Source organism: Streptomyces sp. NPDC023481, assembly GCF_055560195.1.
The window spans coordinates 754,896-780,889 of record NZ_JBVHJE010000001.1 but is presented as its reverse complement, the minus strand read 5'-3'; the positions used below and the strand labels follow the sequence as shown (position 1 = coordinate 780,889).

Here is a 25,994-nt window from a genome sequence, read left to right as displayed (position 1 = left end):
CTACGAGGCCGGCGACAGCTTCACCGTGAACCCTGGGAAGAGCGCATCGGCCGCCGAGGTGGCCGTCGCGGACAGGCGCTTGCGACGGCGGAAGGCCGCGGCGATGTCATCCGAGAGGGCAAACGACTGATGGTCGCTCAGCTGATCCAGCACCCATTCAGCACGGGGGGGGGAGGTCAGGGGTCCACCTCCGGAGAGGGGAACCCCTTCTGACCTGCGCGTTTGCCACGTCAGCGACGTGGTGTCGATTCACCCGCTCAGACGTTGAAGCGGAACTCCACCACGTCGCCGTCCTGCATCACGTAGTCCTTGCCTTCCATGCGGGCCTTGCCCTTGGCGCGGGCCTCGGTGACCGAGCCGGTTTCGATCAGGTCGGTGAACGAGATGACCTCGGCCTTGATGAAGCCCTTCTGGAAGTCGGTGTGGATGACACCGGCCGCCTCGGGGGCCGTGGCGCCCTTCTTGATGGTCCAGGCGCGGGACTCCTTGGGGCCGGCCGTCAGGTACGTCTGGAGGCCGAGGGTGTTGAAGCCGACGCGGGCGAGGGTGGCGAGGCCGGGCTCCTCCTGACCGACGGACTGGAGAAGCTCCAGGGCCTCCTCCTCGTCCAGCTCGGCGAGGTCGGCCTCCAGCTTGGCGTTGAGGAAGATCGCCTCGGCCGGGGCGACCAGGGCGCGCTGCTCGTTCTTGAAGTCCTCGTCGGTCAGTTCCACCTCGTCGACGTTGAAGACGTAGAGGAAGGGCTTGGCGGTGAGCAGGTGCAGGTCGTGCAGGAGCTCGGCGCGCTCGCTGCCCTGGACGATGCCGTGCGAGAAGAGCGTGTCGCCCTTCTCCAGGATCTCCTTGGCCTCCTCGACGGCCTTGACCTTGGGCGCGATGTCCTTCTTGATCCGCGACTCCTTCTGGAGCCGGGGCAGGACCTTCTCGATGGTCTGGAGGTCGGCGAGGATCAGCTCGGTGTTGATCGTCTCGATGTCGTCCTTCGGCGAGACCTTGCCGTCGACGTGGACGACGTTCTCGTCCTTGAAGGCGCGGATGACCTGGCAGATCGCGTCGGACTCGCGGATGTTCGCGAGGAACTTGTTGCCCAGGCCCTCGCCCTCGGAGGCGCCGCGCACGATGCCGGCGATGTCGACGAAGTCGACCGTGGCCGGAAGGATGCGCTCCGACTTGAAGATCGAGGCCAGCTGGGCCAGACGGGCGTCGGGCACGCCGACCACGCCGACGTTGGGCTCGATCGTGGCGAACGGGTAGTTGGCCGCCAGCACGTCGTTCTTGGTCAGGGCGTTGAACAGGGTCGACTTGCCGACATTGGGCAGGCCGACGATTCCGATCGTGAGCGACACGTTGCGACTTCCCGTAGTTGAGGGGGCCAGGGGCTGCCAGGGGGCCAGAGACCGACACTGGCCGATCCACCAGTTTACGGCGTCCCGGGGGCCGGCCTCGCGAGAGCGTCGAACGTCCGGCCAAGCTCCCGCCACCGGCGTGTCCCGGGGCCGATTCGGCACATAAACAGACCTAGGTTGGTCCCTGTGGAGCAATACGGAACGCGACCCCCGAACGACGGACCGCGACGCGGTAGGCCCTCCTCGCACCCGCTGCCGGCGCAGGCACGGCGCCGGCCGGGAGGCGAGCGCCGGCCCGCGCCGCCGCTGGGCGGGGCGCGGCCCGGCCCGGCGGTCCTGCGGATGCCGGACCCCCGGCTGACCGGGCTCGGCAGCGGGCTGTTCTGCGCGGCGGCGATGTTCCTGGTCGGCCTCCTGGACCAGCTGCTGTTCGGCGCGTCCCTCACGGCCTACGGCGTGCTGTTCCTGCCGGTGTGCGTGCTGACCGCGCTGTGGGTGCGCCCCGGGGACGTCCTGACCGCGCCCGTCGTCACACCGATCGCGTTCGCCGTGGGCCTGCTGCCGGTCGCCGACGGCGGCGGGGGGCTGCTCGGCCGCATGATGGGCCTGGTCACCGGCCTCGCCACCCAGGCGGGGTGGCTCTACGCGGGCACACTCACCGCCGGCCTGATCGCCCTCGTGCGCCGGATCCGCTGGGTCCAGCGCCGCCGCCGACGCGTCTGACAGCGACCGGCCGGGCGGGGCCCCTGTCACCGGGCCCCGCTGCCGGCACCCTTCTACCCGGGCTCTTCTTCGGACCGGGCCGGCAACCGCAGCGGTCAGCGGTCAGCGGTCAGCGGTCAGCGGTCAGCGGTCAGCCGCCAACCGTCAGCCGACACGCCGGTGCCGGGGTGCCCGCGCCACCTGGCCGACGCCGGCGGATGCCCTGCGGGGCCGAGCGCCGCCCCCGGCAAGCGCCCGCCCCGCCGGCAACAAGGAGTCGCCCCCGGCGCGAAGGGGCATTCCCGCGCCCCCGCGCCTCCCCGCGCCCGCGAGCCCAGGCCCGCGCCCCGCCCCCTCAGCCCTGCTCCCTCGCTCTCATCGCCGCCCCCACGATCCCCGCGTCGTTCTGGAGCTGCGCCGGGACGATCTCGGCTCGGACGTCCTCGATGAAGTGCAGGAACTTGTGGGACTTGCGGCTGACCCCGCCGCCGATGATGAACAGTTCGGGGGAGAACAGCATCTCCACGTGGGCCAGGAACTTCTGGACGCGGTGGGCCCACTGCTCCCAGCTGAGGTCGTGGTCCTCCTTGGCCTTGCTGGAGGCGCGCTTCTCCGCTTCGTGGCCGTGCAGCTCCAGGTGGCCCAGTTCGGTGTTCGGCAGGAGGGTGCCGTCCACGAAGACGGCGCTGCCGATGCCCGTGCCGAAGGTGAGCAGGATCACCGTGCCCCGGCGGCCCCGCCCGGCGCCGAACTCCATCTCGGCGACGCCCGCCGCGTCCGCGTCGTTGACCACGGTCACCGGGAGGCCGCCGAGTCTGTCGCTGAACAACGCGCGCGCGTCGGTGTCGATCCAGCTCTTGTCGACATTCGCGGCCGTGCGGACCGTAGACCCGCCGGTGACCACTCCCGGGAAGGTCAGCCCGACCGGGCCGGTCCAGCGGAAGTGGTCCACGACCTGCTTGACCCCGTCGGCCACGCCGTCGGGCGTCGCCGGGTGCGGGGTGAGCACCTTGCAGCGCTCCTGGGCCAGGTCGCCCCGGTCCAGATCCACTGGGGCGCCCTTGATCCCGGATCCGCCGATGTCCACGCCGAAGATCTGCATGGCTCCACGTTACGACGGGCCACCGACAGTCATGCCTGCGGCGTACCGCTTCCGCCGCGCTCGGCGACCAGCGCCTCCGCCTCCTCGCGCAGGTCACGGCGGAGTTCCTTGGGCAGCGAGAAGGTGATCGACTCCTCGGCGGCCTTGACCAGCTCCACGTCCGCGTATCCGCGCTCGGCGAGCCACTCCAGCACCTGCTCGACCAGCACCTCCGGCACCGAGGCCCCGGAGGTGACGCCGACCGTGCGCACGCCCTGAAGCCAGGCCTCGTCGATCTCGTCGGCGAAGTCGACCAGGTAGGCCTCGCGGGCACCGGCCAGCTTGGCGACCTCGACCAGCCGCTTGGAGTTGGAGGAGTTGCGCGAGCCGACGACGATGACCAGTTCCGCCTCGGCGCCCATCTGCTTCACGGCGAGCTGGCGGTTCTGCGTGGCGTAGCAGATGTCGTCGCTGGGCGGGGAGACCAGGCCGGGGAACTTCGTCTTCAGGGCGTCGACGGTCTCCATGGTCTCGTCCACGGAGAGGGTGGTCTGGGAGAGCCAGACGACCTTCGACGGGTCGCGGACCTCGACCTTGGCGACGTCCTCGGGGCCGTCGACCAGCTGGATGTGGTCGGGGGCCTCGCCGGAGGTGCCGATGACCTCCTCGTGGCCCTCGTGGCCGATCAGGAGGATGTCGTAGTCCTCGCCCGCGTACCGGACGGCTTCCTTGTGGACCTTCGTGACCAGGGGGCAGGTGGCGTCGATGGTGGCGAGCCGGCCCTGCCGGGCCTCGTCGTGCACCGCCGGGGCGACGCCGTGCGCCGAGAACATGACGATGTTGCCGGGCGGCACCTCCTCCGTGCGCTCGACGAAGACGGCGCCCTTCTTCTCCAGGGTCTGCACGACGTACTTGTTGTGGACGATCTCGTGCCGGACGTAGATCGGGGCCCCGTACTGCTCCAGGGCTTTCTCGACGGCGATCACGGCGCGGTCCACGCCGGCGCAGTAGCCCCGGGGGGCGGCGAGCAGGACACGGCGGCCAGACGAAGCGGTCATGCGTCCCATCGTAAGGCCGCGTTCGGGGGCGCGGAGATCGCGTGCCCCTGCCCGCAGGGGGAAGACTGGTGGCTGTGTCCGACACCGGAATGACAGCTTCCACCACCGTCGCCCCCCAGCGGTTGCGGCGCAGCCTGGGCTTCCGGGACCTCGTCGTCTACGGGCTGCTGTTCATCGCCCCGATGGCACCGGTCGGGGTGTTCGGCACGCTGGACGCCAGGTCGCACGGGGCGGTGGCGCTGGTGTACCTGGTGGCCACGGTCGCCATGGCGTTCACCGCGTTCAGCTACGCGCAGATGGTGCGGGTCGTACCGCAGGCGGGGTCGGTGTACGCCTACGCGCGCGCGGGGCTCGGGAACGGGGCCGGGTTCGTCGCGGGCTGGATGGCGATGCTGGACTACGTGCTCATCCCCGCGGTGGCGTACCTCTTCTCCGGCATCGCGATGAACGCGCTGGTCCCCGAGGTGTCCCGGTGGGTGTGGACGGCGCTCGCGGTGGTCGTCACGACTCTGCTGAACCTGTGGGGCGTACGGGCCGCCGCGCGCGTGGGCTTCCTCGTGCTGGCCCTGGAGGTCGTGGTCCTGCTGGTGTTCGTGGTGTCGGCGGCCGTGGTGCTGGTGCGGGACGGGGCGCAGCGGGGGCTGCTGTCGCCGCTGACCGGGGACGGCACGCAGGGCGCGTTCGCGCTGTCGGCGGTGCTCGGCGCGGTCTCCGTTGCGGTCCTGTCGTACCTGGGCTTCGACGCGATCGCGACGTTCGCCGAGGAGGTCACCGGGGGTTCGGCGAGGGTGGCGCGGGCGCTGCTGTTCTGTCTGGCGCTGGCCGGGGTGCTGTTCGTGGCGCAGACGTACCTGGTGGCGCTGCTGGAGCCGACATCGTCCGCGCAGCTCGCGCACGATCCCGGACGGCAGGGTTCCGCCTTCTACGACGCGGTGGACTCCGCCGTCGGCACGTGGCTGCACGACCTGGTGGCCGCGAGCAAGGCGATCGGCGCCGCGTTCGCCGCGCTCGCCGGGCAGGCGGCGGCCGGGCGGCTGCTCTTCGCGATGGGCCGCGACAGGCGGCTGCCGCGGGCGCTGTCGCGGACGGACGGCGGTGTGCCGCGGGTCGCGCTGCTGTGCGCCGCGGTGATCACGCTGGCCGCGGCGGGGTGGGCGGCGCGCCGCGACGACGGCCTGGACAAGCTCGTCTCGGTCGTGGACATCGGGGCGCTGTGCGCGTTCACGCTGCTGCACGCGAGCGTGGTGGGGTATTTCGTGGTGCGGCGCGGGGAGCGGAACTGGTGGCGGTATGCCGTGGTGCCGGTGGTGGGGGCGGCGATCACCGTGGCGGTCGTCGTCGAGGCGGCGGGCGCGGCCCAGGTGGTCGGCGCCGCCTGGCTGGTGCTCGGCCTGCTGGTGCTGGTGGGGCAGCGGGGGCGGCGGGAGGTTCGGGAGTAGCCGCCGCTGTGCCCCGTGCAGCGCGGGGAACCACGGCGCGCGGCCGGACTGTCGGTAGCGGCCGTTAGGCTCGCCGCATGGCTGCGCACACGTCTCCCGAAGCCCCGCTTCCCGTGGGCGAGGTCTCCCGGCTGATCGGGGGATGGATCGACCGGCTCGGCGCGGTGTGGGTGGAGGGGCAGATCACGCAGTTGTCGCGCCGCCCCGGCGCCGGCGTCGTGTTCCTCACGCTGCGCGACCCGTCGCACGACATCTCGGTCAGCGTGACCTGCTACCGGCAGGTCTTCGACGCGGTCGCGGACGTCGTCGGCGAGGGCGCCCGTGTCGTCGTCCTGGCGAAGCCGGAGTGGTACGCCCCCCGGGGCCAGCTCTCCCTGCGGGCCACCGAGATACGGCCCGTCGGCGTCGGTGAGCTGCTGGCCCGGCTGGAGCAGCTGAAGAAGGCGCTGACGGCCGAGGGCCTGTTCGCGCCGGAGCGCAAGAAGCCGCTGCCGTTCCTGCCGCAGCTGATCGGGCTGGTGTGCGGCCGGGCCTCCGCCGCGGAGCGGGACGTGCTGGAGAACGCCCGGCACCGCTGGCCCGCCGTCCGCTTCGAGGTGCGCAACGTGCCCGTGCAGGGGGTGCACGCCGTGCCCCAGGTCGTGCAGGCCGTCAAGGAACTCGACGCGCTGGACGAGGTGGACGTGATCATCGTCGCGCGCGGCGGTGGCAGCGTCGAGGACCTGCTGCCGTTCTCCGACGAGCAGCTGGTGCGGGCCGTGGCCGGGTGTCGTACGCCGGTGGTGTCGGCGATCGGGCACGAGCCGGACAACCCGCTGCTGGACTACGTCGCCGACCTGCGGGCGTCCACGCCGACGGACGCGGCGAAGAAGGTCGTACCGGACGTCGGCGAGGAGCTGGAGCGGGTGCGGCTGCTGCGGGACCGGGCGCGGCGCTGCACGGCGGCGTTCGTGGAGCGTGAGCAGCGCGGGCTGGCGCACGCGCTGGCCCGGCCCTCGATGGAGGATCCGCACCGGATGCTGGACGAGCGCGCCGAGCACGTGGTGTCGCTGCTGGAGCGCGGCCGGCGGACCCTGGGGCATCTGCTGGACCGCGCGGACTCGGAGCTGACGCACACGCACGCGCGCGTGGTGGCCCTCTCCCCCGCGGCGACGCTCCAGCGCGGTTACGCGGTCCTCCAGCGGGCGGACGGGCACGTGGTGCGCGGCCCGGCGGAGGTGACGGCGGGCGAGGCGCTGCGGGCGCGTGTCGCCGACGGTGATTTCACAGTGAAGGTGGGCGAATGACGAGCAAGGTGAGCGAGGCGCTCTCGTACGAGCAGGCGCGGGACGAGCTGATCGAGGTCGTACGGCGGCTGGAGGCGGGCGGTACGACGCTGGAGGAGTCCCTGGCGCTGTGGGAGCGCGGCGAGGAGCTGGCCAAGGTGTGCCGGCGCTGGCTGGAGGGCGCCCGGGCCCGGCTGGACGCGGCGCTGGCCGAGGAGGAGGCGGAAGAGGAGGGGGGCGCCGAGTAGGACCTCTCTTCCGGATCCGGCCGGCGTCGCGGGAGCCGGTCGGCTGTGAGGCGGGTCACCGCGCCCCGATGTTTGTTGAAGGTTGAACTTAGCTGGCGTAAGGTCGTCGTGTCAGCCGATCCGGACCGTGGTCCGGTACGCCGGATCACGACGTCTACCAGGAAGTCCACGCATGTCTCTCGTTCTTGACCCCGCCGCCCAGGACCTGCTGTTCCGCGAGGCCCGCACCGCGAACACCTTCACCGACGAGCCGGTGACCGACGAGCAGGTCCAGGCGATCTACGACCTGGTCAAGTACGGCCCGACCGCCTTCAACCAGAGCCCGCTGCGCATCACCCTGGTCCGCTCCCCCGAGGCCCGCGAGCGCCTGGTGAAGCACATGGCCGAGGGCAACCAGCCGAAGACGGCCGCCGCCCCGCTGGTCGCGATCCTCTCCGCGGACAACGAGTTCCACGAGGAGCTGCCGGCCCTCTTCCCGCACTTCCCGCAGGCCAAGGACCTCTTCTTCGCCGAGCGTCCGGCCCGTGAGGGCGCCGCCGCGCTGAACGCCGCGCTGCAGGCCGCCTACTTCATCATCGGCGTCCGCGCCGCGGGCCTGGCCGCCGGCCCGATGACCGGTGTCGACTTCGAGGGCGTCCGCAAGGAGTTCCTGGACGACGACCACACCCCGCTGATGGTCGTCAACATCGGCAAGCCGGGTCCGGACGCCTGGTTCCCGCGCTCGCCGCGGCTGGCGTACGACGACGTCGTCACGACCGTCTGACTCACGACTGTCCGACTCACGACCGTCCGAGCGGACCCGCACGGCAGGAGGCCCCCGGTGATCGCCCAGCGATCCACCGGGGGCCTCCTGCCGTGTCCAAGAGCGGGCGGCCCGGGCGGGGGTGCGGGTCACCCCATCTTCAGGGCGGCCGCCATCGTCGTCAGCTCCGCGAAGGAGCCGGTGCCGGCCACCACCGTGGTGGAGCCGGGCGTGTTCTGCAGGACCAGGGCGTCGTACCGGCCGCCGGTCCAGCGGGTCCAGGTGCGGCCGCCGATCGTCTCGGTCCGCTTCGTCGCCGAGCCGCCCTGGCTCGCCTGGTCGATGAAGTCGGCGGGCTTCCGCGTGGACTGCTCGACCTGCACGTACTGGCCGTCCGGGGTCTGGAAGCCGAGGTGCCAGCGGTCGGAGTCCTCACCCTGGAAGCGCACGGAGGTCGCCTTCCAGGTACGCGGCAGGCCCTCCGGCGCGGCCACCGGATAGCTCGCCGCGCGGCGGGCCGTGAGCAGCTCGACCCGGTAGTCGACCCGCTTGAGGTCGGGAGCGTGATCGTCGCGCGGGATGGTGAGGAAGTAGACGACCGCCGCCGCGATGCCGATCAGGGCCAGGGAGAGAACCATGTCCCGGGCCGTCTTCTGCTTGCCGTTCGAACCTGCCACGCCCTCTATCGTCGCAGGTGCCCCAAGCGCTCATCCGTGGGGTCCCCTGCTCATTTTGTCCGTCCGGGGATAGAGTCAGGGTCCAATACCCTCATCCGGCCGTCGTCGTATCAGAAAGGTGCGCTCCGATGACCGAAAATCATCACCTGCCGTCCGAGCTTGACGTTCCCTCCGAGGCTCCCGACCGCAACCTCGCCCTTGAACTCGTCCGGGTGACCGAAGCCGCCGCGATGGCAGCGGGCCGCTGGGTGGGGCGCGGTGACAAGAACGGCGCCGACGGCGCCGCGGTGCGCGCCATGCGGACCCTCGTCTCCACCGTGTCGATGAACGGCGTGGTCGTCATCGGCGAGGGCGAGAAGGACGAGGCCCCGATGCTCTTCAACGGGGAGCACGTGGGCGACGGCACCGGCCCCGAGGTCGACATCGCCGTCGACCCGATCGACGGCACCACGCTCACGGCCAAGGGCATGCCGAACGCGATCGCCGTGCTGGCCGCCGCCGAGCGCGGCGCCATGTTCGACCCGTCCGCCGTGTTCTACATGGACAAGCTGGTCACCGGCCCCGAGGCGGCCGACTTCGTCGACATCAACGCGCCCGTGGCGGTGAACATCCGCCGGATCGCGAAGGCCAAGCGGTCCTCGCCGGAGGACGTGACCGTCGTCATCCTGGACCGGCCGCGGCACGAGGGCCTGATCCGCGAGGTCCGGGAGGCCGGCGCGCGCATCAAGCTGATCTCGGACGGCGATGTCGCCGGCTCGGTGTACGCGCTGCGCGAGGGCACCGGCGTCGACCTGCTGCTCGGCATCGGCGGTACGCCGGAGGGCATCATCTCGGCCTGTGCCGTGAAGTGCCTGGGCGGCACCATCCAGGGCAAGCTGTGGCCCAAGGACGACGAGGAGCGGCAGCGGGCGATCGACGCGGGCCACGATCTGGACCGCGTGCTCATGACCGACGACCTGGTGTCCGGGGAGAACGTGTTCTTCGTGGCCACCGGGATCACCGACGGGGAGCTGCTACGGGGCGTGCGGTACCGCTCGGAGACCGCGCTGACCGAGTCGATCGTGATGCGGTCGAAGTCGGGGACCGTACGGAAGATCGATTCCGAGCACCGGCTGCGCAAGCTGCGGGCCTACAGCGCGATCGACTTCGACCGGGCCAAGTAACCCGCCCTGGGGCCGGTCGGGAGCACCGAGCCCCTGGGCCACGGGAGCGCCCTCTGTGCGGAGAGGGCGCCCCCGACCCGGGCTCTCAGCCCGCTATGCGGTTCGCCGCCGTCGCGCGCGCGGTCTTCTTCAGCTCCATCTCGCGCCGGCGGCGCCGCGCCAGCACCACCCGGCGCTCGGCCGCCGTGAGGCCGCCCCAGACGCCGTAGGGCTCGGGCTGGAGCAGGGCGTGCTCGCGGCACTCGACCATCACCGGGCAGCGGGAACAGACCCGCTTGGCCGCCTCCTCGCGGGACAGCCGGGCGGCGGTCGGCTCCTTCGACGGGGCGAAGAACAGGCCGGCCTCGTCACGCCGGCACACCGCCTCGGTGTGCCAGGGTGCGTCTTGGTCCCTGTCTCGCGCTGGCACCCGCTGCGCCGGAACGGCAGCTACCTGCAGGGACGAATGCGGCGGTTGCAGCACGGTCTACTCCTGACGACGGCTTCGCGAGCGAGAGACGATGCAGCAAGGCCTACCCGCTGTGCGCGCGCCTATGCACAGCGTTCCCATCCGCACGCGCGCGGCGACTTCCGCACGCCCCCGCCCGGCGTCCCGGCGGGTTCGCGGCCCTCAGTGCCCCAGGTGTCGGCGCAGCTTGCGGTCGACCTTGTCCTGGACGCGGTCCAGGATGTCCGCCACCAGCTTGCCCCGCTTGGGCCGCGCCTCCACGTTGCCGAGGACGGCCCAGCCGTCGACGTAGACCACCGGCGCCTCGGGATCGGCCGAGTCCAGCGGGCTGACCTCGAAGTTGCCGAGCACACCACCGCCCGTACCGCGCACCGAGACGTTCTCGGGGACGCGGATCTGGACGTCACCGAAGACGGAGACGGCCTTGACCACCACCTGCTGGTACTCGAAGATCGCCTCGCTGAGATCGATCTCGACGCTGCCGAAGACGGCGTACGCGTGCAGCCGGCGCCCGGCGTGCCAGCGGCCCCGGCGCACGGCGCTGCTGAACACCGCCACCACGTTGGCGTCCGCCTCGGCCGGGATCGCGCCCGGGGTGGGGCGCGGCGGCGCGGGCGCGTAGCCGGCGGCGGGCGGGCGCTGGTGGGCGCCGGGCAGGTCCCGGGTGAAGACCTCCAGCTCGCCCACCGTCTTGGCGTGCAGCACCCCCTCGACGCGCTCGGCGTGCTCGTCGGCGGTCAGCCGGCCCTCGGCGAGGGCCTCACGGAGGATGTCGGCGACCCGGTCGCGGTCGGCGTCGGACGCGCGCAGCTCGGCCGCGCGTGTGGGTGCGTTCTGCTTCTGAAGGTCCACGGCAGCAGCGTACCGAAACACGATAGATCGCGACACCCCCGACTGAGCTCGACCTCACGGATTCGCCGTCGGTGGCAGGTTCTACGCTGGACGGGCCCGCCAGTGTCGGCGGGCCCGTCCGTCAGAGTGAGGAATGGGCTGCGATGCCTGAGTTCGCGTACACCGATCTGCTCCCCGCGGGAGAGGACACCACCCCGTACCGGCTGGTGACGTCCGAAGGCGTCTCCACGGTCGAGGGACCCGACGGACGGACGTTCCTGCGGGTGGAGCCCGAGGCGCTGCGCAAGCTGGCCGAAGAGGCCATCCACGACATCCAGCACTACCTCCGCCCGGCCCACCTCGCCCAGCTGCGCCGGATCATCGACGACCCGGAGGCGTCGGCGAACGACAAGTTCGTCGCCCTGGACCTGCTGAAGAACGCGAACATCGCGGCGGCCGGCGTGCTGCCCATGTGCCAGGACACCGGCACGGCGATCGTGATGGGCAAGCGCGGCCAGAACGTGCTGACGGCGGGCCGTGACGAGGAGGCGCTCAGCCGCGGCATCTACGACGCCTACACCAGGCTCAACCTGCGGTACTCGCAGATGGCTCCGCTCACCATGTGGGAGGAGAGGAACACCGGCTCCAACCTGCCGGCCCAGATCGAGCTGTACGCCACCGACGGCGGCGCCTACAAGTTCCTGTTCATGGCCAAGGGCGGCGGCTCCGCGAACAAGTCCTTCCTGTACCAGGAGACGAAGGCCGTCCTGAACGAGGCCTCCATGATGCGGTTCCTGGAGGAGAAGATCCGTTCGCTGGGTACGGCCGCCTGCCCGCCGTACCACCTGGCGATCGTCGTCGGCGGCACCAGCGCGGAGTACGCGCTGAAGACCGCGAAGTACGCCTCCGCCCACTACCTGGACGAGATCCCCGCCGAGGGCTCGGAGCTGGGCCACGGCTTCCGCGACAAGGACCTGGAGCAGAAGGTCTTCGAGCTGACCCAGAAGATCGGCATCGGCGCGCAGTTCGGCGGCAAGTACTTCTGCCACGACGTGCGCGTGGTCCGCCTGCCCCGGCACGGCGCGTCCTGCCCGGTCGCGATCGCCGTCTCCTGCTCGGCCGACCGCCAGGCCGTCGCGAAGATCACCGCGGAGGGCGTCTTCCTGGAGCAGCTGGAGAGGGACCCGGCGCGCTTCCTGCCGGAGACCACGGACGAGCACCTCGACGAGTCGTCCGACGTCGTGCGGATCGACCTGAACCAGCCGATGGACACGATCCTCGCCGAGCTGACCAAGTACCCGGTGAAGACCCGCCTGTCGCTGACCGGACCGCTGGTCGTGGCCCGCGACATCGCGCACGCCAAGATCAAGGAGCGGCTGGACGCGGGCGAGGAGATGCCGCAGTACCTGAAGGACCACCCGGTGTACTACGCGGGCCCGGCCAAGACCCCCGAGGGGTATGCCTCCGGGTCCTTCGGCCCGACCACGGCCGGCCGCATGGACTCCTACGTGGAGCAGTTCCAGGCCGCGGGCGGCTCCAAGGTGATGCTGGCCAAGGGCAACCGCTCCCAGCAGGTCACCGACGCGTGCAACGCCCACGGCGGCTTCTACCTGGGCTCCATCGGCGGCCCGGCCGCCCGCCTCGCCCAGGACTGCATCAAGAAGGTCGAGGTCCTGGAGTACGAGGAGCTGGGCATGGAGGCGGTCTGGAAGATCGAGGTCGAGGACTTCCCGGCGTTCATCGTGGTGGACGACAAGGGGAACGACTTCTTCCAGGACCCGGCCCCGGCGCCGACGTTCACCAGCATCCCGGTCCGCGGCCCCGGCCTGGCCTGACCCCCCCCCGCAGTCCCAGGGACCCCTCGGCGCCGCCGGGGGGTCCGCCGCTGTCCCCCGGACGGTCGGAACATCACCGGCCCCCCGATCGCTATACGGGTATGAGCGAATACCGGATCGAGCACGACTCCATGGGTGAGGTATGCGTCCCGGCGGAGGCCAAGTGGCGGGCGCAGACGCAGCGGGCCGTGGAGAACTTCCCCATCTCCGGGCAGCGCATCGAGCGGGCCCACATCGAGGCGCTGGCGCGGATCAAGGCGGCCGCGGCGAAGGTGAACGCCGAGCTGGGGGTGCTGGACAAGGACGTGGCGGAGGCGATCCAGGACGCGGCCGGCGAGGTCGCCGAGGGGAAGTGGGACGAGCACTTCCCGGTCGACGTGTTCCAGACCGGCTCCGGCACCTCGTCCAACATGAACACCAACGAGGTCGTCGCCACCCTCGCGACCGAGCGGCTCGGCCGGCCCGTGCACCCCAACGACCACGTCAACGCCTCGCAGTCGTCGAACGACGTCTTCCCGTCCTCGATCCACATCGCGGCCACCGCCGCCGTCACCCACGACCTGATCCCGGCCCTGGAGCACCTCGCCGCCGCCCTGGAGCGCAAGTCCGAGGAGTTCGCCGACGTGGTGAAGTCGGGCCGCACCCACCTGATGGACGCCACCCCGGTGACCCTCGGCCAGGAGTTCGGCGGGTACGCGGCCCAGGTGCGGTACGGCGTGGAGCGCCTGAAGGCCTCCCTGCCGCGCCTGGCCGAGCTGCCGCTGGGCGGCACGGCGGTCGGCACCGGCATCAACACCCCGCCCGGGTTCTCCGCCGCCGTCATCGAGGAGGTCGCCCGGGTCACCGGGCTGCCGCTCACCGAGGCCCGGGACCACTTCGAGGCGCAGGGCGCCCGGGACGGCGTGGTGGAGACCAGCGGGCAGCTGCGGACCATCGCGGTCGGCCTGACGAAGATCGCCAACGATCTGCGCTGGATGTCCTCCGGTCCGCGCACCGGCCTCGCCGAGATCCGGCTGCCCGACCTCCAGCCCGGGTCCTCGATCATGCCGGGCAAGGTGAACCCGGTGGTCCCGGAGGCGGTGCTGATGGTCGCCGCGCAGGTGATCGGCAACGACGCCACCATCACCACCGCGGGCGCCGCCGGCAACTTCGAACTGAACGTCATGCTCCCGGTCATCGCCAAGAACGTCCTGGAGTCGGTCCGGTTGCTCGCCAACGTCTCGCGGCTGCTGGCCGACCGCACGGTCGACGGCATCACCGCCGACCGCGAACGCGCCCGCGAGTACGCCGAGTCGTCGCCGTCCGTGGTGACCCCGCTGAACAAGTACATCGGCTACGAGGAGGCCGCGAAGGTCGCCAAGAAGTCCCTCGCGGAGCGCAGGACGATCCGCGAAGTCGTCCTGGACGGCGGGTACGTGGAGCGCGGCGACCTGACGCTGGAACAGCTCGACGCGGCGCTGGACGTCCTGCGGATGACACGCCCCTGACCGCGAGCGGAGCTTTCCGGCCAGCCGCGTGCGGGGTGACGCGCGCCGCAGCGTCGTATGCCCGTGGCACCTAATATCTGTCCATGACGGACGACGCGACGGTGACACGAGTGACGGCGGGAGCCGGGCCGTACTGGACCCCGGGGACGCACATCCTGTGGCGCTACCGGGAGAACGGCGGCGAGCACTTCCACATCGCCCGGCCCGTCACCGTCGTACGGGACGACGCGGAGCTGCTGGCGGTGTGGCTCGCCCCCGGCACCGAGTGCGTGAGACCGGTGCTGGCCGACGGCACGCCCGTGCACCTGGAGCCGCTGGAGTCCCGCTACACCAAGCCGCGTACCGTCCAGCGGGACCGCTGGTTCGGCACGGGCGTGCTGAAGCTGGCCGAGCCCGGCCGGCCCTGGTCGGTGTGGCTGTTCTGGGAGCCGGGCTGGCGGTTCAAGAACTGGTACGTCAACCTGGAGCGGCCGCTGTCCCGTTGGGCGGGCGGGGTGGACTCCGAGGACCACTTCCTGGACATCTCGGTGCACCCGGACCGCACCTGGCACTGGCGGGACGAGGACGAGTTCGCGCAGGCCCAGCGGGACGGGCTGATGGACGCGGCGACCGCCGGGCGGGTGCGGGCGGCCGGACGGGAGGCGGTGGAGAGGATCCGCGCGTGGGGGCCGCCGTTCGCGGACGGCTGGCAGCACTGGCGGCCGGACCCGTCCTGGGCGGTACCTTCTCTCCCCGAGGACTGGCACCGCACTCCCGCGCATCTGTCCTCATGAGACCCTTGATGCGCCCCCAGGCAAGAAACGTAGGATCGTCCTCCGCAAGGGCGCGTAACTCCCGGGGCATGCGCCGGGCTTGACCGATCGTCACCGAGGGGCGGCAGGACGTGAGCGAGGGGTACCAGGGCACCACGAGGGGCCGCCCGGCGGAAAATCCGTTCCCTGGGCACGTATTGCGGGTATCGGCATTTCGGCGGGACTCACTGTGCGCCCGGCGCACCCGGCGCACAGCCCCGGACGGACGGATGCGACACGCGTGACGGAGCAGCCCACCTCCTTCGAACGCCCCCAGCCGGGCGTCGACCCCGCGGAGGGACGCGGGGGCCTCCTGCGTGCCCCGGAGCAGCCCGCACAGCAGCTCGACCACCCGGCCTTACCCGCCCAGTCCCGGGCCGACGGACCACCCTCCGGCCCGGGCACAGCCGCGTCCTGCGGCCAGAGAACGGACGGCAAGGGGAAGGAGCTCCCAGTCAACGGCCCCGAGCACTCCCAGCCCGCCACCACCGAACCCGGCGCGCACCGCCCGCGCCCCGCGCCGGAGGCCATCCCGGCCCAGCCCGGCGCCGAGCAGGAGCGGGCGCCGGGCGGTGAGGAGCGCCGTTCCGGGCGGGGCCTGCCGCCGGGACGGCCGATGCCCATGCGGCGGGACGGGGACCGGCTGCGGTTCGTCGGCGCGGCCACCCGGCGCATCGCCCGCGGGCTCGACCTGGACGAGATCGTGATGGGGCTGTGCCGGGCCACCGTGCCGACGTTCTCCGACGCGATCCTGGTCTATCTGCGCGAGCCGCTGCCGGTCGGCGACGAGCGGCCCAGCGGCCCGGTGGTGCTGCGGCTGCGCCGTACCGACCGGATACCCCAGGAGCGGGACACCGACGGGGTGCTGCTGCCGCCGGCGTTCGACCCGGATCCGGAGCCGTCGGTGCTGGCGGGGCTGTCGTCGCTGACCACGGAGCTGTGCGAGGTGCGTCCGGGCGGTGCGCTGAACGAGGTGCTGCGCGGGGTACGGCCGGTGTTCGCGGACGCGCCCGCGGCCCGGGCCGCGCTGCCGGAGCTGCTCGGCGAGGGCGGTGAGGCGGTCGTACCGGGCGGGCGGCACGCCATCCTCGCGCCGCTGCGCGGCCGGCGCCGGGTGATCGGCGCGGCCCTGTTCCTGCGCCGCCCGGACCGACTCGCCTTCGAGGCGGACGATCTGCTGGTGGCGGCGCAGCTGGCCACGCACAGCGCGCTCGGCATCGACAAGGCGGTGCTGTACGGCCGGGAGGCGTACATCGCCGACGAGTTGCAGCGCACCATGCTGCCCGAGACCCTGCCCCGCCCGACCGGGGTCCGGCTGGCGTCCCGCTATCTGCCGGCGGCCGAGACGGCGCGGGTGGGCGGCGACTGGTACGACGCGATCCCGTTGCCCGGCAGCCGGGTCGCGCTGGTCGTCGGTGACGTGATGGGCCACTCGATGACCTCGGCGGCGATCATGGGCCAGCTGCGCACGACCGCGCAGACGCTGGCCGGGCTCGACCTGCCGCCGCAGGAGGTGCTGCACCACCTGGACGAGCAGGCGCAGCGCCTGGGCACCGACCGCATGGCGACCTGCCTGTACGCCGTCTACGACCCGGTCACGCACCGCATCACCATCGCCAACGCCGGCCATCCGCCGCCCGTGCTGCTGCACCTGGGCGGCCGGGCCGAGGTGCTGCGGGTGCCGCCGGGCGCGCCGATCGGTGTCGGCGGGGTCGACTTCGAGGCGGTGGAGCTGGACGCGCCGGCCGGGGGCACCCTGCTGCTGTACACCGACGGTCTGGTGGAGTCCCGGCTGCGGGACGTGTGGACCGGCATAGAGCAGCTGCGGGAGAAGCTGGCCGCGACCGCGCAGCTGACCGGCCCCGATCATCCGCCGCCGCTGGAAGCGCTGTGCGACGAGGTGCTGGACATGCTCGGCCCGGGTGACCGGGACGACGACATCGCGCTGCTCGCGGCCCGGTTCGACGGGATCGCGCCGAGCGATGTGGCGTACTGGACGCTGGAGCCCGAGGACTCCGCGCCGGGCCAGGCGCGCCGGCTGGCCCGGCGGGCGCTCGACCGCTGGGGCCTGCAGGAACTGACGGATTCGGTGGAGCTGCTGGTCAGCGAGGTCGTGACGAACGCCGTGCGGTACGCGTCGCGGCCGGTGACGCTCCGGCTGCTGCGCACGGACGTGCTGCGCTGCGAGGTCGGCGACGACGTGCCGCAGCTGCCGCGGCTGCGGCAGGCACGGGCCACGGACGAGGGCGGGCGCGGTCTGTTCCTGGTCAACCGGCTGGCCCGGCGCTGGGGCGCGACCCGGCTGAGCACCGGCAAGGTGGTGTGGTTCGAGCTGAACCGCGGCTGAGTCACGGCATGCGTAGGGCGCCCGGTGTGACCACCGGGCGCCCTACGCATGCCGTGCCGGCGCCGTGCGGTGCCGTGCGGTGCCTCCTGGCCGGCTACTGGCCGTTCTGCGGGTCGAACGGGTTCTCCGGGGTGATGTCGGCCGTCGGCGGCCGGCTCGTCGGGGTCTGGGTCGGCGGTGCCTGCGTGGTCGGCGTCTGGCTCGGGGTCCTGGACGGCGTCTGCGACGGGGTCTCGGACGGCGACTGCGACGTCGGCGGCTCGCTGGTCGGCGTCTGCGACGGCGTCTGGGTGGGCGTGTGCGAGTACGTCGGGGTCTCGACGGGGGCGACGGCGGCGCCCTGCGTGGTGTTCAGGTCGAACTCCGCCTTGTCGGTGACGCCGAAGGTGTACGCGGCCCAGATCTCCGCCGGGTAGCCGCCGCCGTTGATCCGGCCGGGCGGCGGGAGCAGGCCGGTCGCGCCCTTCATGGACACGTGGGCCTTGGTCTTGGGGTCCTCGCCGAACAGGCCGACGGAGGTGACGAGGTCGGGGGTGTAGCCGGTGAACCAGGCCGACTTGTTCTCGTCGGAGGTGCCGGTCTTGCCGGCGACCTGCTGGCCGGCGCGCAGCGGGTTGTTCGCCACGGAGATCCTGGCCGTGCCGTCGTCGACGACGCCGGTGAGCACCGAGGTGACCGAGTCGGCGGCGGTACGGCTGAGCACGGAGCCGCCGACCGGGTTCGGCATCTCCACCGATCGGCCCTTGTTCTCCGCCGACTTGATGATCGTCGGGGTCACCTTGTAGCCGTGGTTGGCGAAGGTGGCGTAGATCCCGGCCATCTCCAGGGGGCTGGCGCCCATCGAGCCGAGGGTCTGGGCGGGCACCGCCTGCATGCCCTTGGTGTTCATGCCGAGCTTGCCCGCCATGCTCATCACCTTGTCCATGCCCACGTCCACGCCCATCTGGGCGAAGACGGAGTTCACGGACTTGTTCATGGCCTGCTGCACGGTGATCTTGTCGTAGTCGACGTCGTCCTCGTTCGGCGGGGCGAAGCCGACCGGGGTGCCGTGGTCCAGGACCTGGCGGCGGCTGGTGCCGTCGTAGACGGTGTTCGCGGTGATCGGCTTGCCGTCCTGGGTGGTGGCGTTCTGCTCCAGGGCGGCGGCGAGGATGACCGGCTTGAACGTCGAGGCGGGCTGGTAGTCCCGGCGGGTGGCGTTGTCGTAGTAGTGCTTGTAGTAGTCCTGGCCGCCGTAGAGCGCGACGACCCTGCCCGTCTTGGGGTCGACGGAGACGGCGCCGGCCTGGATGTCGCCGTCGACCTTGCGCTGCTTCGGGTGCAGCTTGGAGGTCAGCTGGGACTTGACGGTCCGCTCCAGCGCGGCCTGTTTCTTCCGGTCGATGTTGAGGGTGATGGTCCAGCCCTTGTCGATGACCGCGTTCTCCGCCTGGGACGGGGTCAGGCCCTCCTGCGCCATGAGCTGCTGTTCCAGCTGCTGGTTGGCGAGTTCGACCAGGTAGCCCTTCTGCCCGCCGAGGCCGGGGGCGCCCTTGGGCTCCTTGGGGTAGGGGAAGCTCAGGGCGTCCCGCTTGGCCTTGGGGAGCCAGCCCTCCTTGACCATGTTGTCCAGGACGTAGTTCCAGCGCTGCTTGACCAGCCGCTTGCCGGTGCTGGTGGCGAAGGTCCAGTCGTACTGGCTGGGGGCCTGGAGCAGGGCGGCGAGGTAGGCGCCCTGGGCGACGGTGAGGTCCTGGGCGTCGACGTGGTAGTAGGCCTGGGCGGCGGCCTGGATGCCGTAGGCGTTGCGGCCGTAGTAGCTGGTGTTGATGTAGCCGGCGAGGATGTCGTCCTTGGACTTCTCGCGGTCGACCTTGAGCGAGATGACCAGTTCCTTCAGCTTGCGCGTGACGGTCTGGTCCTGGTTCAGGTAGTAGTTCTTGACGTACTGCTGGGTGATCGTGGAGCCGCCCTGCTTGCCGCGGCCGAGCGCCGTGTTGATCAGGCCGCGGGCGGTGCCGCGCAGGTCGACGCCGGAGTCGTGGTAGAAGCTCTTGTTCTCCGCCGCCACGAAGGTCAGCTGGACCTTGCGGGGCACCTTGGACAGGTCGACGATCTCGCGGTTGACCTTGCCGTTGCGGGCCAGAATCGTTCCGTCACCGAACTTGTAGACGTTGCTCTGCTGCTGGGCGGCGGCGTTGCCCTGGGGGACGTCCACGTACAGGTACAGGCCGACGAAGCCGAGGATGCCCAGCAGGCAGATCCCGAAGAAGGCGCCGAGGATCTTCTTCCAGCCGAAGATCCTGCGTATGAGGCTCTTGGCGGGTTTGCCGGCCGCGGCCGGGGCGGGGGCGCCCGCCTCCGTGGGCTGGGGGCGGCGGGGCCTGGGCGCCGCGCGGTGGCCGCCGCGCTGTCGCGCTCGTCTCTCTTCCGCTCGTCCCATGGGTCCCTACGCTCGCTTCCGTCTCGGGGTCAGCTCCGAAAGCTAACACCCCTCTATATGACAAAGGGCGTCCGATCCGTTCTTTTACGGACGTGACAATCAGCACCCGCCCCATCGGAACCGACGGCCGTGACTGGTGCGGGGTTGCTCGGGGCGTTAAAGTGATAACACTTAGCTAGAACCGAGATAGGCGCCTGGCGTTCGCGGCCGGGCGCCGCGAGAACGGGGGGAACACCCATGTCCGACATACCCGAGATGCCCACCCCACGCGTGCGCGAGTTCGCCGCCCACAGCATCGGCGGCGGGCTCGCCCTGCTGTTCGGCCTCCTCGGGCTCGGCGCCGCCATCGCGCTGTTCGGGGCCTCCGGGGCGGTGCACTCCCCCGGCGCCCAGGGCGGGCTCATCGCCGCGGGCGTGCTCGTCCTGCTCGCGTCCTTCGTCGGGCTGCGCGGCCTGAACACGGTCGCGCCGGGCGAGGCCCGGGTTGTCCAGCTCTTCGGGCGCTACCGGGGCACGATCCGGGAGGACGGCCTGCGCTGGGTGAACCCCTTCACGTCGCGGACCCGGATCTCCACCCGGGTGCGCAACCACGAGACGGCCGTCCTGAAGGTCAACGACGCCTACGGCAACCCGATCGAGCTGGCCGCGGTCGTGGTGTGGAAGGTGCAGGACACCGCGCAGGCCACCTTCGAGGTGGACGACTTCGCCGAGTTCGTCGCCACCCAGACCGAGACGGCCGTGCGGCACATCGCGATCGAGTACCCCTACGACGCCCATGACGAGGACGGCCTGTCGCTGCGCGGCAACGCCGAGGAGATCACCGAGAAGCTGGCCGTCGAGCTGCAGGTGCGGGTGGAGGCGGCCGGGGTGGAGATCGTCGAGTCGCGCTTCACGCACCTCGCGTACGCTCCCGAGATCGCCTCGGCGATGCTCCAGCGGCAGCAGGCGGGCGCGGTCGTCGCGGCCCGGCGGCAGATCGTGGACGGCGCCGTGGGCATGGTCGAGGCGGCGCTGGCCCGGATCGCGGAGGCGGACATCGTGGAACTGGACGACGAGCGGAAGGCGGCGATGGTGTCGAACCTGATGGTGGTGCTGTGCGGGGACCGGGCGCCGCAGCCGGTCCTCAACACCGGGACCCTCTACCAGTGACCGACCCCGCCGGAACCCCGGGGCGCAGGCCGCAGCAGCGCAAGCAGGTGCTGCTGCGGCTGGACCCGTCGGTGTACGAGGCGCTGGCGCGGTGGGCCGGGGACGAGCTGCGGTCGGCGAACGCCCAGATCGAGTTCCTGCTGCGCAAGGCGCTGGCGGAGGCGGGGCGGCTGCCGAAGGACACCGGCCCGCTGCCCCGGCGCGGCCGGCCGCCTGTGTCGGAACCGTGACAATCGGCCCCCACCTGCGGGGCCGCACCCCCTGCCACCACCCCTGCACGGCGTGTATACACCGCGCGTATACACCGTGTGTAGAGTGGGGCCATGTCCATCGGTCACACCCTTCTGGGACTCCTGGAGTCCGGCCCGCGCCACGGTTACGACCTCAAGCGGGCCTTCGACGAGAAGTTCGGTCACGACCGGCCGCTGCACTACGGCCAGGTCTATTCCACGATGTCCCGGCTGCTGAAGCACGGCCTCGTGGAGGTCGACGGGATCGAGGCCGGCGGCGGCCCCGAGCGCAAGCGGTACGCGATCACCGCCGCCGGCGTCACCGACGTCGAACGCTGGCTCGGCACCCCCGAGAAGCCCGAGGAGTACCTCCAGTCGACCCTCTACACCAAGGTCGTCCTGGCCCTCCTCACCCACCGCGACGCGGCCGACATCCTCGACACGCAGCGCTCCGAGCACCTGCGCAGCATGCGCATCCTGACCGACCGCAAGCGCCACGGCGACCTCGCGGACCAGCTGATCTGCGACCACGCCCTGTTCCACCTGGAGGCGGACCTGCGCTGGCTGGAACTGACCGCCGCCCGCCTCGACAAGCTCCGCGCGGCGGTGACCGCATGACCCCTCCGCCCGGCTCCCTGCTCACCGCCGAGGACCTGCGCAAGTCCTACGGCCCGACGGTCGCTCTCGACGGCGCCGACTTCTCCATCCACCCCGGCGAGGTCGTCGCCGTGATGGGCCCCTCCGGCTCCGGCAAGTCGACGCTGCTGCACTGCCTCGCCGGCATCGTGCCGCCCGACTCCGGCTCCATCGTCTACGCCGGCCGGGAACTGGCCGGCATGAGCGACACCGAGCGCAGCGCGCTGCGCCGCAGTGAGTTCGGCTTCGTCTTCCAGTTCGGCCAGCTGGTCCCCGAGCTGACCTGCGTGGAGAACGTGGCGCTGCCGCTGCGGCTGAACGGCCGCCCCCGCAAGCAGGCCGAGCGGGCCGCACTCACCTGGATGGAGCGGCTGGAGGTGGACGACCTCGGGGGCAAGCGGCCCGGAGAGGTCTCCGGCGGCCAGGGCCAGCGCGTCGCCGTGGCGCGGGCGCTGGTCACCGAGCCCCGGGTGATCTTCGCCGACGAACCGACCGGCGCGCTCGACTCCCTCAACGGCGAGCGCGTGATGGAGCTGCTGACCGACGCGGCCCGCTCCACCAACGCGGCCGTCGTCCTCGTCACGCACGAGGCCCGGGTGGCCGCCTACTCCGACCGGGAGATCGTCGTACGCGACGGCAGGTCCCGGGACATGGAGCGGGCCGTATGAACGCGCGGCAGTGGGCCAGGGACCTGGGCCTCGGCGTCCGGTTCGCCCTCACCGGCGGCCGCGAGGGCTGGCTCCGGATGGTGCTGACGGCGGTCGGCGTCGGCCTCGGCGTGGCGCTGCTGCTGCTGACGACGGCGCTGCCGAACATCCTGACGGCCAGGGACCGGGTGGAGAACGCCCGCCAGGACTACTCCGCCGCCTACGACACCCCCAAGGCCGACGACACCGTGCTGCTCGCGGTCACCGACTCGCAGTGGCACGGCAAGGACATCCGCGGCCGGCTGCTCGAACCGGAGGGAGCGAAGGCGCCGCTGCCGCCCGGCGTCGACCGCTCGCCGGCGCCGGGCGAGATGGTGGTCTCGCCCGCGCTGAAGGAGCTGCTCTCCTCCGACGGGGCGGAGCTGCTGCGCGAGCGGCTCCCGTACCGGATCACCGGGACCATCGGTGACAGCGGACTGATCGGCTCGCACGAACTGGCCTACTACGCGGGGGCGAAGGGCCTGGTACCGCACCCGGGCAGCACCCGGGTGGACCGGCTGAAGGCGTTCGGCGACCCGCACCCGATACCGGAGCGGGCCGATCCGGTGCTCGTCCTGATGACGCTCGTCGTGTTCGTGGTCCTGCTGACACCGGTCGCGGTGTTCATCGCCGCGGCCGTGCGGTTCGGCGGCGAGCGGCGCGACCGCCGGCTGGCCGCGCTGCGGCTGGTCGGCTCCGACAGCCGGATGACCCGCCGGATCGCGGCCGGCGAGGCGCTGGCCGGGGCACTGCTCGGCCTGGTCGTCGGCGCGGTCTTCTTCCTCATCGGGCGTCAGGCGGCGGGCTCCGTCGAAGTGCTGGGCGAGAGCTTCTTCCCGAACTATCTGGACCCCTCCCCCGCCCTGGTCGCGCTGGTCGCGGTCGCCGTCCCGGCGTCCGCCGTGCTGGTGACGCTGCTCGCGATGCGCGGGGTGGTCATCGAGCCCCTCGGTGTGGTGCGCACGGCCAAGCCGGCCCGCCGGCGCCTGTGGTGGCGGCTGCTGCTGCCGCTGGCGGGGCTCGGGATGCTGTACCCGATGATCGGCAACGGCCGCGAACACGGCGACTTCAACCAGTACCTGGTCGTGGGCGGTGTGCTGTGCCTGCTGGTCGGCGTCACCGCGCTGCTGCCCTGGCTCGTGGAGGCGGTCGTCGCCCGGCTCGGCGCCGGCGCGCCCTCCTGGCAACTGGCGGTACGACGGCTCCAGTTGAGCAGCGGTACGGCGGCCCGCATGGTCAACGGCATCGCGGTGGCGGTGGCCGGGGCGATCGCGCTGCAGATGCTGTTCGCGGGCGTGGCGAGCCAGTACACCAAGGCGACCGGCATGGACCCGGGCCGGGCCGAGATGCAGGTCGACCTGCCCCGGCACGCCGGACTGGCCGGCGCGCAGGCGCAGTTGGCCGGCACGAGGGGGGTACGGACGTCCGTGGCGTTGTCCACCGGGCAGGTCGGCGGCACGCGCCGGGACTCCGACCGTGAGGCACCCTTCACCCTCGGCGACTGCGCGGCGCTCAGGGAGGTCGCCCACCTGCCGTCCTGCCGCGACGGCGACGTGTTCGCCCTGGACAACCCGTACGCCGACCCTGGTTACCAGGACGGCATCCGGTCCCTCATGCGGCCGGGCACGCGGGTGTGGATCGACCCGACGCAGGGGGAGGCGCACGGCAGGGAGATCGCCTGGAAGCTGCCGGCCACGGTGCGCAAGGCCACCGCGCGCAAGGACGCGCTGGAGGGTGACGCGAGCGGCCTGCTGGTCACCCCCTCCGCCCTGCCCGCCGGTGCCGCCTCGACGGTCGACGGCCACGTCTATCTGCGCCTGGACGACGCGGTACCGGACGCCCAGGACCGCGTGCGCACCACGGCCGCCCGGATCGACCCGCTCACCTACGCCTGGACCTGGGCGGCCACCGAGCGGTCCGACCGGTACACCTCCCTGCGCACCGGCCTGTTCCTCGGCGCGGTCTGCGTGCTGGCGCTGATCGGGGCGAGCCTGCTGGTCTCCCAGCTGGAGCAGTTGCGCGAGCGGCGCAAGCTGCTGTCGTCGCTGGTCGCCTTCGGCACCCGGCGCCGCACGCTGGGCCTGTCAGTGCTGTGGCAGACGGCACTGCCGATCATGCTGGGGCTGCTGCTGGCCTCGACGGTGGGCCTGACCCTCGGCACGGTGCTGCTGAAGATGACGGCCACCCCGGTGACCGTCGACTGGGCGAGCGTGCTGTCCCTGACCGGTGCCGGCGCGGCGGTGGTCCTCACGGTCACCCTGCTGAGCCTTCCGCCGCTGGTACGGCTGATGCGCCCGGAGGGCCTGCGCACGGAGTAGGCCGCATCCGCCCGGACGGGTCCTCACACGCCCTCCTCCACCACGCGCACCGGCAGCGCCCGCAGCGCATCCCTCAGGGCCGCCGCCAGCTCCTCGTACTCCGCGGAGCGGGCGGCGCCCGCGCGCATGGCGAAGGCGACCCGGCGGGTCGGGGCGGGCTCGGCGAAGTAGCCGGTGAGCAGCTGGCTGCTGCGGGCGGTCTCCAGTTTCAGCGCGGTGCGCGGCAGCAGCGTGCAGCCGAGGCCGCCGGCCACCAGCTGGACCAGCGTGGACAGTCCGGCGGCCGTGGTGGTGACCGGCGCGTCCGCGCGGCCGGCCTCCCGGCAGATGTCCAGGGCCTGGTCGCGCAGGCAGTGCCCCTCGTCCAGCAGCAGCAGGTTCAGCTCCTTCAGCGCCTCGCGGGGGATGCCCTCCCGGCCGCCGAGCCAGTGGTCGAGCGGGGTGACGAGCACGAAGTCCTCGTCGAACAGCGGGAGTTCGACGACCCCGGGCACACCGAGCGGCACGGCCAGCAACAGCAGGTCGAGCCGGCCGGAGTGCAGGCCGTCGATCAGGCTGGCGGTCTGCTCCTCGTGCACCTGGAGGTCGAGGTGCGGGTACCGCTCGTGGACGAGCCGCAGCACGGCCGGCAGCAGGTACGGCGCCACGGTCGGGATCACCCCGAGGCGCAGGACGCCCGTGAACGGCGCCCGGACCGCCTCGGCCTCCTCCAGCAGCGCGCCGACCGCGTCCAGCACCGCCTTGGCGCGTACGGCGAGGCGCTCCCCCGCGGGCGAGAGCAGCACCTTGCGCGTCGTACGCTCGAGGAGGGTCACGCCCAGGGTCTCCTCCAGGGCCGAGACGGCGCCGGACAGCGCGGGCTGGCTCATCCCGATGGCCGCGGCCGCGTCCCGGAAGTGCAGATGCTCGGCCACGGCGGCGAACGCCCGCAGCTGGGCCAGGCTCGGCTGCCGCCGCTTGCCGTTACCCAACGTCACTGATAGCTCCCTCCGATCAACACGACCGAGTGTAGCTATTTCCCTAATCAATGCACCCTGTGCCAACATCGTCAACGTCCAACCCATGGGAAACGCCCCAAAAGGGAAGTTTCTTC

General features: G+C 71.9%; 24 protein-coding genes. 15 read left to right on the top strand and 9 right to left on the bottom strand.

Annotation, left to right across the window (positions count from 1 at the left end):
* Together ACZ3ZD_RS03725 and ychF are read right to left on the bottom strand one after the other, a co-directional pair.
* Entirely contained in the window at positions 1-153 is a 153-nt protein-coding gene (locus ACZ3ZD_RS03725; protein WP_467393052.1) for a hypothetical protein, read from the bottom strand.
* 104 nt (positions 154-257) lie between these two features.
* The gene (gene ychF / locus ACZ3ZD_RS03720) at positions 258-1,346 is read right to left on the bottom strand and encodes a redox-regulated ATPase YchF (protein ID WP_467393050.1); all 1,089 of its coding nucleotides are present in this window, start codon (positions 1,344-1,346) and stop codon (positions 258-260) included.
* Positions 1,347-1,532: 186 nt separating this feature from the next.
* On the opposite strand from ychF, the gene ACZ3ZD_RS03715 reads away from it, so the two are divergent.
* The gene (locus ACZ3ZD_RS03715) at positions 1,533-2,069 is read left to right on the top strand and encodes a DUF6542 domain-containing protein (RefSeq protein WP_467393048.1); all 537 of its coding nucleotides are present in this window, start codon (positions 1,533-1,535) and stop codon (positions 2,067-2,069) included.
* 334 nt (positions 2,070-2,403) lie between these two features.
* Here ACZ3ZD_RS03715 and ppgK read toward each other — a convergent pair whose 3' ends face one another.
* The gene (gene ppgK / locus ACZ3ZD_RS03710) at positions 2,404-3,150 is read right to left on the bottom strand and encodes a polyphosphate--glucose phosphotransferase (protein WP_467393046.1); all 747 of its coding nucleotides are present in this window, start codon (positions 3,148-3,150) and stop codon (positions 2,404-2,406) included.
* A 29-nt stretch (positions 3,151-3,179) separates the two neighbouring features.
* Positions 3,180-4,196: a 4-hydroxy-3-methylbut-2-enyl diphosphate reductase gene (locus ACZ3ZD_RS03705; protein WP_467393044.1), complete on the bottom strand. Its 1,017-nt coding sequence runs from the start codon at positions 4,194-4,196 to the stop codon at positions 3,180-3,182.
* Positions 4,197-4,276: 80 nt separating this feature from the next.
* On the opposite strand from ACZ3ZD_RS03705, the gene ACZ3ZD_RS03700 reads away from it, so the two are divergent.
* The 4 genes from ACZ3ZD_RS03700 to ACZ3ZD_RS03685 all read left to right on the top strand — a co-directional run bounded on the left by ACZ3ZD_RS03700 (position 4,277) and on the right by ACZ3ZD_RS03685 (position 7,902).
* Positions 4,277-5,626: an APC family permease gene (locus tag ACZ3ZD_RS03700; protein ID WP_467393315.1), complete on the top strand. Its 1,350-nt coding sequence runs from the start codon at positions 4,277-4,279 to the stop codon at positions 5,624-5,626.
* 77 nt (positions 5,627-5,703) lie between these two features.
* On the top strand, positions 5,704-6,912 hold the full coding sequence (gene xseA, locus ACZ3ZD_RS03695; protein WP_467393042.1) for an exodeoxyribonuclease VII large subunit: 1,209 nt from the start codon (positions 5,704-5,706) through the stop codon (positions 6,910-6,912).
* A complete protein-coding gene (locus ACZ3ZD_RS03690) occupies positions 6,909-7,139 on the top strand; it encodes an exodeoxyribonuclease VII small subunit (protein WP_467393040.1) in 231 nt (76 codons plus the stop codon). The genes xseA and ACZ3ZD_RS03690 overlap by 4 nt, the downstream gene beginning before the upstream one ends.
* A 172-nt stretch (positions 7,140-7,311) precedes the next feature.
* On the top strand, positions 7,312-7,902 hold the full coding sequence (locus ACZ3ZD_RS03685; RefSeq protein WP_467393038.1) for a malonic semialdehyde reductase: 591 nt from the start codon (positions 7,312-7,314) through the stop codon (positions 7,900-7,902).
* A gap of 128 nt (positions 7,903-8,030) precedes the next feature.
* Here the strand turns inward: ACZ3ZD_RS03685 and ACZ3ZD_RS03680 are convergent, their stop codons facing one another.
* Positions 8,031-8,558 carry a DUF4245 domain-containing protein gene (locus tag ACZ3ZD_RS03680; RefSeq protein ID WP_467393036.1) on the bottom strand — a complete coding sequence of 176 codons (528 nt, stop codon included), beginning with the start codon at positions 8,556-8,558 and terminating at the stop codon, positions 8,031-8,033.
* Between the two features lie 128 nt (positions 8,559-8,686).
* Here ACZ3ZD_RS03680 and glpX point away from each other — a divergent pair, with 128 nt between their 5' ends.
* Positions 8,687-9,721 carry a class II fructose-bisphosphatase gene (gene glpX / locus ACZ3ZD_RS03675; protein ID WP_467393034.1) on the top strand — a complete coding sequence of 345 codons (1,035 nt, stop codon included), beginning with the start codon at positions 8,687-8,689 and terminating at the stop codon, positions 9,719-9,721.
* A gap of 85 nt (positions 9,722-9,806) precedes the next feature.
* Here glpX and ACZ3ZD_RS03670 read toward each other — a convergent pair whose 3' ends face one another.
* Both ACZ3ZD_RS03670 and ACZ3ZD_RS03665 read right to left on the bottom strand, forming a co-directional pair.
* Positions 9,807-10,184, bottom strand: coding sequence for a WhiB family transcriptional regulator (locus ACZ3ZD_RS03670; RefSeq protein WP_467393032.1), 378 nt, complete (start codon positions 10,182-10,184; stop codon positions 9,807-9,809).
* A gap of 147 nt (positions 10,185-10,331) precedes the next feature.
* Positions 10,332-11,021 carry a DUF1707 SHOCT-like domain-containing protein gene (locus ACZ3ZD_RS03665; protein ID WP_467393030.1) on the bottom strand — a complete coding sequence of 230 codons (690 nt, stop codon included), beginning with the start codon at positions 11,019-11,021 and terminating at the stop codon, positions 10,332-10,334.
* 143 nt (positions 11,022-11,164) lie between these two features.
* On the opposite strand from ACZ3ZD_RS03665, the gene ACZ3ZD_RS03660 reads away from it, so the two are divergent.
* From ACZ3ZD_RS03660 to ACZ3ZD_RS03645, 4 genes are all read left to right on the top strand, one after another.
* Positions 11,165-12,835, top strand: coding sequence for a fumarate hydratase (locus ACZ3ZD_RS03660; protein ID WP_467393028.1), 1,671 nt, complete (start codon positions 11,165-11,167; stop codon positions 12,833-12,835).
* A 101-nt stretch (positions 12,836-12,936) separates the two neighbouring features.
* Positions 12,937-14,322, top strand: coding sequence for a class II fumarate hydratase (locus ACZ3ZD_RS03655; RefSeq protein ID WP_467393026.1), 1,386 nt, complete (start codon positions 12,937-12,939; stop codon positions 14,320-14,322).
* Between the two features lie 83 nt (positions 14,323-14,405).
* Positions 14,406-15,095 carry a cytidylyl-2-hydroxypropylphosphonate hydrolase gene (gene fomD / locus ACZ3ZD_RS03650; RefSeq protein ID WP_467393024.1) on the top strand — a complete coding sequence of 230 codons (690 nt, stop codon included), beginning with the start codon at positions 14,406-14,408 and terminating at the stop codon, positions 15,093-15,095.
* A 259-nt stretch (positions 15,096-15,354) separates the two neighbouring features.
* Positions 15,355-17,460 (top strand): SpoIIE family protein phosphatase, encoded by a 2,106-nt coding sequence (locus ACZ3ZD_RS03645; protein WP_467393022.1) that lies wholly within the window; start codon positions 15,355-15,357, stop codon positions 17,458-17,460.
* A 94-nt stretch (positions 17,461-17,554) separates the two neighbouring features.
* Here the strand turns inward: ACZ3ZD_RS03645 and ACZ3ZD_RS03640 are convergent, their stop codons facing one another.
* Positions 17,555-19,882, bottom strand: coding sequence for a transglycosylase domain-containing protein (locus ACZ3ZD_RS03640; RefSeq protein WP_467393020.1), 2,328 nt, complete (start codon positions 19,880-19,882; stop codon positions 17,555-17,557).
* A 237-nt stretch (positions 19,883-20,119) separates the two neighbouring features.
* Between ACZ3ZD_RS03640 and ACZ3ZD_RS03635 the strand changes: the two genes are divergently transcribed.
* The 5 genes from ACZ3ZD_RS03635 (at position 20,120) to ACZ3ZD_RS03615 (ending at position 24,901) form a co-directional block, all read left to right on the top strand.
* A complete protein-coding gene (locus ACZ3ZD_RS03635; RefSeq protein WP_467393018.1) occupies positions 20,120-21,031 on the top strand; it encodes an SPFH domain-containing protein in 912 nt (303 codons plus the stop codon).
* Positions 21,028-21,261: a type II toxin-antitoxin system antitoxin gene (locus ACZ3ZD_RS03630; RefSeq protein WP_030346062.1), complete on the top strand. Its 234-nt coding sequence runs from the start codon at positions 21,028-21,030 to the stop codon at positions 21,259-21,261. Before ACZ3ZD_RS03635 ends, ACZ3ZD_RS03630 begins: the two co-directional genes overlap by 4 nt.
* A gap of 93 nt (positions 21,262-21,354) precedes the next feature.
* Entirely contained in the window at positions 21,355-21,879 is a 525-nt protein-coding gene (locus tag ACZ3ZD_RS03625; protein ID WP_467393016.1) for a PadR family transcriptional regulator, read from the top strand.
* Positions 21,876-22,565 (top strand): ABC transporter ATP-binding protein, encoded by a 690-nt coding sequence (locus tag ACZ3ZD_RS03620; protein WP_467393014.1) that lies wholly within the window; start codon positions 21,876-21,878, stop codon positions 22,563-22,565. The genes ACZ3ZD_RS03625 and ACZ3ZD_RS03620 overlap by 4 nt, the downstream gene beginning before the upstream one ends.
* Entirely contained in the window at positions 22,562-24,901 is a 2,340-nt protein-coding gene (locus ACZ3ZD_RS03615) for an ABC transporter permease (protein ID WP_467393012.1), read from the top strand. Before ACZ3ZD_RS03620 ends, ACZ3ZD_RS03615 begins: the two co-directional genes overlap by 4 nt.
* 23 nt (positions 24,902-24,924) lie before the next feature.
* Here ACZ3ZD_RS03615 and ACZ3ZD_RS03610 read toward each other — a convergent pair whose 3' ends face one another.
* The gene (locus ACZ3ZD_RS03610; protein WP_467393312.1) at positions 24,925-25,872 is read right to left on the bottom strand and encodes a LysR substrate-binding domain-containing protein; all 948 of its coding nucleotides are present in this window, start codon (positions 25,870-25,872) and stop codon (positions 24,925-24,927) included.
* Between the last annotated feature and the right edge of the window lie 122 nt (positions 25,873-25,994).